Consider the following 9701-nt stretch of genomic DNA (forward strand, 5'->3'; position numbering starts at 1 on the left):
CGTCACACCCCCGTTGTAGCCGACGCGGCGCGCAGCGCGGCCACCGCCCGGTCGGTATCCGCCGTCATCAGGTCGTGGTTGATGTCCATGGCGGCCACCGAGCCCGCCCCGGCGGCGACCACGACCTGGGCCCTGGCGTCGGTGACATTGCCGACCGCCCAAACCCCGGGGACGGACGTCCGGCCCGCCGGGTCGGTCGCCACGGCCCCCGTCGCCGGGTCCCGTACGCAGCCCAGTCCGGCGGCGGGGCCGTCGTTGGGCACCATCAGCGGCGGGACGAAGACGGCGGTACGGGGCACCACGCGGCCGTCGGCGAGTTCGACCCCGGCCAGCCGGCCGTCCGCCACTGCCAGCCGCCGTACGGCACCCTCCTCGATCCGGATCCCGCGCGCCGTGAGCCGTTCCCGCTCGTCGGCCCCGAGCGGCAGGCCGTGGGCGAACAGGACCACGTCGGACGACCACTGGCGGACCATCAGCGCCTGGTGGACGGCCGTCGGGCGGGTGCCGATGACCCCGAGCGGGGCGTCCCGTACCTCGTAGCCGTGGCAGTACGGGCAGTGCAGCACGTCCCGGCCCCAGCGCTCCCGGACCCCGGGCAGACCGGGCAGTTCGTCCCGCAGCCCGGTCGCCAGCAGGACCCGCCGGGCTGTGAGTACGGCGCCGCCGTCGAGCCGGACCAGGAAGCCGCCGGGCCGCTTGCCCCAGGTGCCCGAGGGGCCGTCGGGACGCTCGGGACCGGCCGCCGTGATCTCGTCGGCCCGGGCCGCGTAGAGATCCGTACCGTACGCGGCGACCTCGGCCCGGCCCGCGGCGAGCAGCGCCGCCGGGGGCATCCCGTCCCGGGAGAGGAAGCCGTGCATCGCCGCGGCGGGGGCGTTGCGCGGTTCCCCGGCGTCCACCACGGCGACCCGCCGCCGGGCCCGGCCCAGGACCAGTGCCGCGCTCAGTCCGGCGGCCCCGCCGCCCACCACGACCACCTCGTAGCCGTCCGGGCCGGGCCCGGGCCCCGCGGTCGTACCCGATTCGTTCGTCGCGCCCATCGCGATCACCTCCGGACCTCAGCGTCACCGCCGACCCGTCGGCACGGCAAACGTTCTTGCCGGTTCCGCGAATACATCGGAGGTCTGGGGGAGGCGGTGGCGTCCGACCCGGAGAACCGGGACATAACAAAAAAGCCCTCCGCCGAATGGAAGGCGAGGGCTTTAACGCGGTATATTGAGGGATTGTCTTCCCGGTCGAAAAATAGCCAGGGAATTCAAGTAACCTCACCATATCGTTCCGGGAGTGGAATTGTCAAGCACGGGGACCGGAAAAGCCGAAGCGCGCCGGGAGGAAATCCAGCGCGCGGAAATGCGCCGTGAACAGCAGGTCGTGGACCGGCTCCGGCGGCGCCTGGCCGAACTGCGGCGGGAGGCGACCGCGACTCTCGGCGCCACCCTCGCCCAGCTCGGCTCCACCTTTCAGGCGCGGCTCGAACGCGATGTCGCCGCCGCCGAACAGTCCGGCCGGATCGCGGCGCTCGACGCCGTCGACTCCGGGCTCTGCTTCGGCCGGATCGACCTCCGCGACGGCTCCGCCCACCACATCGGCCGGATCGGCATCCGGGCCGGCGACCGCGACCGCACCCCGCTCCTGGTGGACTGGCGCGCCCCGGTCGCCCGGCCGTTCTACCTCGCCACCGGCCACACGCCCATGGGCCTGACCCGGCGCCGCCACATCACCACCCGGGGCGCCACGGTCACCGCCCTCCACGACGAACTCCTCGACCTCACCGACCCCACCCGCACCGGCCACGAGGACCACGACGCCGACGCCGTACTGCTGGCCGCCCTCGGCGCCGCCAGGACCGGCCGGATGGCGGACATCGTCCGGACCATCCAGGCCGAACAGGACCGGATCATCCGCGCCCCGCGCCGGGGAGTCCTGGTCGTCGAGGGCGGCCCCGGTACCGGCAAGACCGCCGTCGCCCTGCACCGGGCCGCCTACCTCCTCTACGCGGAACGCGAGCTGCTGGCCCGCCGGGCCGTCCTGGTCGTCGGCCCCAACCCGGCCTTCCTCGGCTATATCGGCGACGTCCTGCCGTCCCTCGGCGAGACCGGCGTCCTGCTGGCCACGGTCGGCGAACTGTTCCCCGGCGTCCGGGCCACCGGTACGGACACCCCCTGGACCGCCGCCGTCAAGGGCCGGGCCGCGATGGCGGACGCCCTGGCCGCGGCCGTACGGGACCGGCAGCGGCTGCCGGAGACGGTGCCCGCGATCCCCGGCCGGGACCCGGAGACCGAGTACGCCGCGACGGAGTACGCCGAGAACCCCATCCCCGAGCCCGCCCTGCTGATCGACCACGACGAGTACGGCACCCTCCGGCTGCACCGCGAAATGGCGTACGCGGCCCGGGACCGCGCCCGGGCCACCGGGCTGCCGCACAACCTCGCCCGCCCCTACTTCGCCCTGGCGATCGCCGACGCCCTCGCCGGACAGGTCGCCGACCGGCTCGGCGCCGACCCGTTCGGCGGGCCCAACCTGCTCGGGCCCGACGATCTCGCCCAGATCGGCAAGGACATCGCGACCAGCGACGAGGTCCACGCCGCGATCGACGAGCTGTGGCCGTCGCTGACACCGGCGGAGCTGGTGGCCGGATTCCTCGCCGAACCCGGCCCCTATCTGCCCGCCGACGACGCGGCGGCGGTCCGCAGGACCGGCCCGGCCGACTGGACCCCGGCCGACGTACCGCTCCTCGACGAGGCCGCCGAACTCCTCGGCGCCGACGACTCGGCCCGGCGCGCGGCCGAGGAGGCCGACCGCCGCGAACGGATCGCCTACGCCCAGGGCGTCCTGGACCTCTCGGCCGGTTCGGAGAGCTACGAGTTCGAGGACGAGGAGTCCGAACTGCTCGCCGCCCACGACGTGGTCGACGCCGAGCGGATGGCCGAGCGCCACGAGGAGGCCGACCACCGCAGCGCCGCCGAACGGGCCGCCGCCGACCGCACCTGGGCCTTCGGCCACATCATCGTGGACGAGGCGCAGGAACTGTCGCCGATGGCCTGGCGGCTGCTGATGCGCCGCTGCCCCGCCCGGTCGATGACCCTGGTCGGCGATCCGGCGCAGACCGCCGACGGCTCCGGCGCCGGGTCCTGGCGGGAGATCCTCGAACCGTACGTCGGCGACCGCTGGACCCACACCAGGCTCGGGGTCAACTACCGCACCCCGGCCGAGATCATGGAGACCGCCGCAGCCGTCCGCCGGGCCGCGTTCCCGGACGATCCGGCGTTCGTACCGCCGCGTTCGGTCCGCTCCACCGGGGTCGCGCCCCGATTCGAACGGGTCACCGCCGGCGGGCTCACCGACGCGGTACGGGCCGCCGTCCGCCGGGAGACCCCCGAGGAGGGTCGGCTCGCCGTGATCGCCCCGCCGGAGCTGCGGGCCCGCCTGGTCGGCTTCCACGCGGCGGACGCGCCCGACCTGACCGGCCGGGTCGTGTTCCTGACGCCCCGCGAGGCCAAGGGCCTGGAGTTTGACACGGTGATCGTGGTGGAACCGGCGCTGATCGGCGGCAGCGACCTGTACGTCGCCCTGACCCGCGCGACGCAGCGCCTCGCGGTCCTCCACACAACCGCGCTCCCCCCGGGCTTCTGATACCCCAGGCGCCGCCCAGGCCCCCAAACCGGGCCGCGCCCGGCGCCCTTCCGTTGTTCGCGGTCCGCACCACCGTCGTGGCTGGTCGCGCAGTTCCCCGCGCCCCTGGGTTGCTCTCCTCGTCGCCCTCGCAGGGAGACGGGCTCCTTTCGCAGGGACGGCGCTGGGGAGAGCTTTTAGGGGCGCGGGGAACTGCGCGACCAGCCAGCCACGGTCCGCAGGCCGCGAACAGCATCAGGCTGCCGGGCGCGGCCCGGGGTTGTGGGCCTCAGCCGGAGGGCCAAGGCGCTGGGGGTCCCCCCATTGCCGAAGGCATAGGGGGCGGAACTGCGCGACCAGCCACGGCCGGTCCGCAGGCCGCCGACAACATCGGGTCGCCGGGCGCGGCCCGGGAATGAGGCGGTGGGGGTCTCCACAACACCCCGGCCCCGAGGTCACGCGGCGGGAGCGTTACCCGTGGCGCACCCCGCCCGGCAGGGCACCGCGGCAGACTGGACGTATGGACTGGTTCCGCTACCGCTTCCACTGCGTCTGGGACCTCGACGCCCCGCCCGAAGCCGTCTTCGCGGCGCTTGCCCGGCCCGCGGACTATCCCCGCTGGTGGCCCCAGGTGCGGGCCGTCACCGATCTCGGGGACGGCCGGGGCTCCGCCCGGTTCCGGTCGCTGCTGCCGTACGAACTCGCCGTCACCGCCCGCGCGGTGTGCCGGGACCCGCAGTCCGGGGTGCTCCGGATCGCGCTCCACGGCGATCTGGAGGGATGGGCCCGCTGGACCGTCGTCCCGCGCGGCCCGGGGAGCGGGACCCGGGCCGTGTACGACCAGGAGGTGGAGATCCGGCGGCCCCTGATGCGGCGGCTCGCCGTGCCCTGCCGTCCTCTGTTCCGGGTGAACCACGCCGTGATGATGCGGGCCGGCCGGACCGGGCTCGGGCGCTATCTGAGGAGGGGGCCGTCGATTTGAAGGCGGACGCCCGCTGCCTGTATCGTTCGGTGCGTTCCCGGGCGATTAGCTCAGTGGGAGAGCGCTTCGTTCACACCGAAGAGGTCACTGGTTCGAACCCAGTATCGCCCACCGGGAGAAGTCCGGTCCGTCGTCATGACGGACCGGTTTTTTCGTTTGCCGCCCGGCGCTCCGCCGGATCCGGCGGGCCCGTCGCGCCGTCGGGCTCCGCGCAGGCCCGTGCGGGCAGTTCGGACCGGAGCGGCCAGGCCGGATCCACCGCCTGCTCCGTACCCGCGCGGGCGAACCAGGTCTGCGGACCGCGTGCCCCCGCCGCGTGCCACACGGCCTGGAGCGTATGCAACTCGGCCGCCGACAGGCGCTCCAGCCGGGCCGCGAACCGGCGCCCCACCGCCCGGGTCAGTTCCAGTGCCGCCATCGCGGCCGCCGCCGCCCCGGGCGTCCCGTCCGGCTCGACCCCGTACTGTTCGCAGAGATCGCCGAGCGCCCGGCCGCCCTTGCGGTAGCGGTCCAGATGCCGGTCCAGGACCAGTGGGTCCAGGACGCACAGCGGGACGGTCTCCAGCGCCCGGGGGAGCGACGAGGCGCGGTGGCGGCGGAGTTCGCGGTCGAGCAGCGTCAGGCCGAACGGCGCGTTCATCACCACCAGCGGCCGGGCCGCCGCGCACTGGCGGACCAGGGCCCGGGCGATCTCCTCCATCACCGGCGCCGGCCAGCGGCCGTGGCCCCGGGGCCGGTCACCGGGCGGAACCGGCACCCCCGGATCGACCAGCCAGTGGACCACTTCGGGACGTGTCCCGGGCAGTCGCTGGACGGCCAGGGCGGCGGCCGTGATCCGGTCCCGCTCGGCGTCCGGTCCGGTCGTCTCGGCGGCGAAGGCGGCCAGCGGGCCGTCGAACCAGCACGTCATGCCGAACTCCTCGCACCCGTACGGCGAACGGTGCTCCCTCCGCCGCATCGGTGATACCCGGCCCCCGCGCCGGGTACGCGGGCCGTCGGCAACCGACGGGGTGCTCAAGGTTTCTGACGCGCCGCCGGAGTGCGCCGTACGGACCGCCCGGGTACCGGCGGGCCGCGCACACCGGGGCTGTCCGAGGGGTGTCGACCTCCGACGGGTATCGCGAGCCGCCGGGGGTCGGCACGCCTCGGCGGCTGCCGGGCGGGCACCGCCGTCGACCGGTACGGAACCGGAACCCGGGCGCGGCCCCGGCCGTGCCGGTCCGGACACCACCGCCGTGCCGGTCGCCGCGCCCCCGAGGGACCGGTACATCCGCCGCCGGACCGGCGGCCGGGGCCGCTACGGCCGGTGGCCCGCCGGGGCGCGGCGACCGGCGGGCCCGCGCGCTCCGGGGCCGCCGCCTCCCCTCGCCGCCGGGACCGGCCCCGTCGCTCACGTCCGTCCGCCCCTCCCCGGCCGCCGGACCACCGTTTCGCGGCCGGGGCCCCCGGCTCGGTACGATTCAATGGCGCTCGGTGTCCGCCGACGCGCCGCATTCCGCAGTATTCCGCAGTCAGGAGAGACCGGTGTCAGACGTCCGTGTGATCATCCAACGCGATTCCGAGCGGGACGAGCGCGTGGTGACTACGGGTACGACGGCCGCCGACCTCTTCACCGGTGAGCGTTCCGTGATCGCCGTCCGGGTCGCCGGTGAGCTGAAGGACCTGGCGTACGAGCCCGCCGACGGCGAGACCGTCGAGCCGGTCGAGATCTCCTCCCCGGACGGTCTCGACATCCTGCGCCACTCCACCGCTCATGTCATGGCCCAGGCCGTGCAGGAGCTGTTCCCCGAGGCCAAGCTGGGGATCGGCCCGCCGGTCAAGGACGGCTTCTACTACGACTTCGACGTCGAGAAGCCGTTCACGCCCGAGGATCTCAAGGCCGTCGAGAAGAAGATGCAGGAGATCCAGAAGCGCGGTCAGCGCTTCGTCCGCCGGGTGGTGACCGACGAGGCCGCCCGCGAGGAGCTGGCCGGGGAGCCGTACAAGCTGGAACTGATCGGGCTCAAGGGCTCCGCCTCCAGCGACGACGGCGCGGACGTCGAGGTCGGCGCCGGTGAGCTGACGATCTACGACAACCTCGACGCCAAGACCGGCGAGCTGTGCTGGAAGGACCTCTGCCGGGGCCCCCACCTGCCCAGCACCCGCGCCATCCCGGCGTTCAAGCTGATGCGCAACGCCGCCGCCTACTGGCGGGGCAGCGAGAAGAACCCGATGCTCCAGCGCATCTACGGCACCGCCTGGCCGTCCAAGGACGAGCTGAAGGCGCATCTCGACTTCCTCGCCGAGGCCGAGAAGCGCGACCACCGCAGGCTCGGCTCCGAGCTTGACCTGTTCTCCGTGCCCGACGAGATCGGCTCCGGCCTCGCCGTCTTCCACCCGCGGGGCGGCATCGTCCGCCGGGTGATGGAGGACTACTCCCGCAAGCGGCACGAGGAGGAGGGGTACGAGTTCGTCTACACCCCGCACGCCACCAAGGGCGCCCTCTTCGAGAAGAGCGGCCACCTCGACTGGTACGCCGAGGGCATGTACCCCCCCATGCAGCTCGACGGTGGTACGGACTACTACCTCAAGCCCATGAACTGCCCGATGCACAACCTGATCTTCGACGCGCGGGGCCGCTCCTACCGCGAACTGCCGCTGCGGCTGTTCGAGTTCGGCACGGTCTACCGGTACGAGAAGTCGGGCGTCGTCCACGGTCTGACCCGGGCCCGCGGCTTCACCCAGGACGACGCGCACATCTACTGCACCCGTGAGCAGATGGCCGAGGAGCTGGACCGCACCCTCACCTTCGTCCTCAACCTGCTCCGCGACTACGGTCTGACCGACTTCTATCTGGAGCTGTCCACCAAGGACCCGGAGAAGTACGTCGGCTCCGACGAGACCTGGGAGGAGGCCACCGAGGTGCTCCGCCGGGTCGCCGAGCAGCAGGGCCTCCCGCTCACCCCCGACCCGGGCGGCGCCGCCTTCTACGGCCCGAAGATCTCCGTCCAGGCCCGGGACGCCATCGGCCGGACCTGGCAGATGTCGACCATCCAGCTCGACTTCAACCTGCCCGAGCGGTTCAACCTGGAGTACACCGCCCCCGACGGCTCCCGGCAGCGGCCCGTCATGATCCACCGGGCGCTGTTCGGCTCCATCGAGCGGTTCTTCGCGGTCCTGTTGGAGCACTACGCGGGCGCCATGCCGCCGTGGCTGGCCCCGGTCCAGGCCGTCGGCATCCCGATCGGCGACGCGCATGTCGAGTACCTCCAGGGCTTCGCCGCCGACGCCAAGAAGCTCGGCCTGCGGGTCGAGGTCGACGCCTCGTCGGACCGGATGCAGAAGAAGATCCGCAACCACCAGAAGCTGAAGGTCCCGTTCATGATCATCGTCGGTGACGACGACATGAACGCCGGTACGGTCTCCTTCCGCTACCGCGACGGCTCCCAGGAGAACGGCGTCCCGCGCGAGGACGCCCTGCGGAAGCTGGCCCAGGTCGTCGCCGAGCGCGTCCAGGTCTGATCCGCGGCACACGCACTACGAGAGGCCCCCGGGGGATCCCCCCGGGGGCCTCTCGTCCTGGTCCAGCCGGAAACTCTGGATCAGCCAGGACGAGAACGAACCCGTCACCGCGCCCAGCAGGGCGAGCCCCCCGGCCATCATGAACGAGGCGATCGTCCGGCCCTTGGGCGTCACCGGGGTCACATCCCCGTACCCCACCGTCGTCAGGGTGGAGCAGGTCCACCACACCGCGTCCCCGAAGGTCAGGATCGTCGCCCCGGGCGCGTACCGCTCCGCCGAGTAGACGGTGAGCGCGCCCGCGAAACCGAGCAGCGCCGCCGTCATGCTCGCGTACGCCATCACCCGGGCGTAGAGGGAGAGCCGGGCGTGCTCGTGGCGGTGCTGGACGGACTCGTAGATCTCCACGATCCGCAGCGGGCGCAGCAGCGGCAGCGCCACCACGACCGCGTCCAGCAGATGCCCGCGGACGAAGGAGAGCCCCTGCCCGCTGATCCGCCAGCGGACCGCGAAGTCCACCACGAACATCGCCCAGGTCGAGTAGGTGATCACCAGCAGGGCGTCCCGCCAGGCCCCCGGCAGATCGTCGTCGAGGACCCGTACCGCGTAGCAGCCCAGGAAGACCGTCGAGGCGATGAAGAGGGGCACTTCCGTACGGCGGCGCCAGCGCCACATCCGCTCCTCGCGGCTCTCGGACGGTTCGGGGCGCTCATGGGCGGGCTGCTGGCCGCCGGGGCTCGGGGCACTCACCCGACCAGGATCGCGGGACGGGCGGGACCGCCCCCGGCGACACGCGGCGTACCGCCCACGCCATATGCTGCACAGCATGACGAACGAGCCGGAGCAGCAGATCGGGGTGGGAACGCCGGACGCGTTCCAGCGCTTGTGGACGCCGCACCGGATGGCGTACATCCAGGGCGAGAACAAGCCCACCGGGCCCGAGGCCGGCGACGGCTGCCCCTTCTGCGCCATTCCGGCCAAGTCCGACGAGGACGGGCTGGTGATCGCCCGGGGCGAAGCCGTCTACGCGGTGCTCAACCTCTATCCGTACAACGGCGGACACCTCATGGTCGTACCGTTCCGCCATGTCGCCGACTACACCGAACTGGACGACGCCGAGACCGCCGAGCTGGCGCTCTTCACCAAGCGGGCGATGACGGCGCTGCGGACCGCGTCGGGCGCCCACGGCTTCAACATCGGAATGAACCAGGGCGCCGCCGCCGGGGCCGGGATCGCCGCCCATCTGCACCAGCACATCGTGCCCCGCTGGGGCGGAGACACCAACTTCATGCCGGTCGTCGGGCATACGAAGGTCCTGCCGCAGCTGCTGGCCGACACCCGGGCGATGCTGGCCGACGTCTGGCCCGGCTGAACCCGCCCCGGGCCGCCGCTAGTGCTTTGACCGGAAAGGTTCACCGGCCCGTGACGCCCGGCACGGCACTTCGCCGCGTTGTCGGACCACGCGAGTAAGTCCAGTACGAGCCGTGGACCTCCGCCTTGCGACGCACCGCACCGAACGCCGCGGGCCCACGGCAAACCTTTCCGGTCACAGCACTAGCGGACGGGAAGTGCCGTGACACAGGGCGGGGGTGGTGACCGGGATCCCGGT

7 protein-coding genes and 1 tRNA gene are annotated in these 9701 nt (G+C 73.0%); 5 read left to right on the top strand and 3 right to left on the bottom strand.

Translation table 11 applies throughout. The features are described 5' to 3' along the window. Positions 1 to 2: 2 nt before the first annotated feature. Positions 3 to 1040 carry an NAD(P)/FAD-dependent oxidoreductase gene (locus AB0G74_RS19480; protein ID WP_361147807.1) on the bottom strand — a complete coding sequence of 346 codons (1038 nt, stop codon included), beginning with the start codon at positions 1038 to 1040 and terminating at the stop codon, positions 3 to 5. Between the two features lie 310 nt (positions 1041 to 1350). On the opposite strand from AB0G74_RS19480, the gene AB0G74_RS19485 reads away from it, so the two are divergent. The 3 genes from AB0G74_RS19485 to AB0G74_RS19495 all read left to right on the top strand — a co-directional run bounded on the left by AB0G74_RS19485 (position 1351) and on the right by AB0G74_RS19495 (position 4705). Continuing rightward, complete coding sequence (locus AB0G74_RS19485) at positions 1351 to 3633, top strand: helicase (protein WP_361147809.1); 2283 nt, start codon at positions 1351 to 1353, stop codon at positions 3631 to 3633. A gap of 499 nt (positions 3634 to 4132) precedes the next feature. Continuing rightward, positions 4133 to 4594 carry an SRPBCC family protein gene (locus AB0G74_RS19490; protein ID WP_361147811.1) on the top strand — a complete coding sequence of 154 codons (462 nt, stop codon included), beginning with the start codon at positions 4133 to 4135 and terminating at the stop codon, positions 4592 to 4594. A gap of 39 nt (positions 4595 to 4633) precedes the next feature. Then, a tRNA-Val gene (locus tag AB0G74_RS19495) sits at positions 4634 to 4705 on the top strand. Positions 4706 to 4727: 22 nt separating this feature from the next. On the opposite strand, the gene AB0G74_RS19500 is transcribed toward AB0G74_RS19495, so the two are convergent. Continuing rightward, positions 4728 to 5504: a 3'-5' exonuclease gene (locus AB0G74_RS19500; protein ID WP_361147813.1), complete on the bottom strand. Its 777-nt coding sequence runs from the start codon at positions 5502 to 5504 to the stop codon at positions 4728 to 4730. A 614-nt stretch (positions 5505 to 6118) separates the two neighbouring features. Here AB0G74_RS19500 and thrS point away from each other — a divergent pair. Next, complete coding sequence (thrS, locus tag AB0G74_RS19505) at positions 6119 to 8095, top strand: threonine--tRNA ligase (RefSeq protein ID WP_361147815.1); 1977 nt, start codon at positions 6119 to 6121, stop codon at positions 8093 to 8095. A gap of 15 nt (positions 8096 to 8110) precedes the next feature. On the opposite strand, the gene AB0G74_RS19510 is transcribed toward thrS, so the two are convergent. Next, the gene (locus AB0G74_RS19510; protein ID WP_361147825.1) at positions 8111 to 8767 is read right to left on the bottom strand and encodes an ion channel; all 657 of its coding nucleotides are present in this window, start codon (positions 8765 to 8767) and stop codon (positions 8111 to 8113) included. A gap of 139 nt (positions 8768 to 8906) precedes the next feature. On the opposite strand from AB0G74_RS19510, the gene AB0G74_RS19515 reads away from it, so the two are divergent. Further along, positions 8907 to 9464, top strand: coding sequence for an HIT domain-containing protein (locus AB0G74_RS19515; protein ID WP_361147817.1), 558 nt, complete (start codon positions 8907 to 8909; stop codon positions 9462 to 9464). Positions 9465 to 9701 lie beyond the last annotated feature (237 nt).

It is taken from the genome of Streptomyces sp. NPDC020875, assembly GCF_040641415.1.
Taxonomy (GTDB): Bacteria; Actinomycetota; Actinomycetes; order Streptomycetales; family Streptomycetaceae; genus Streptomyces.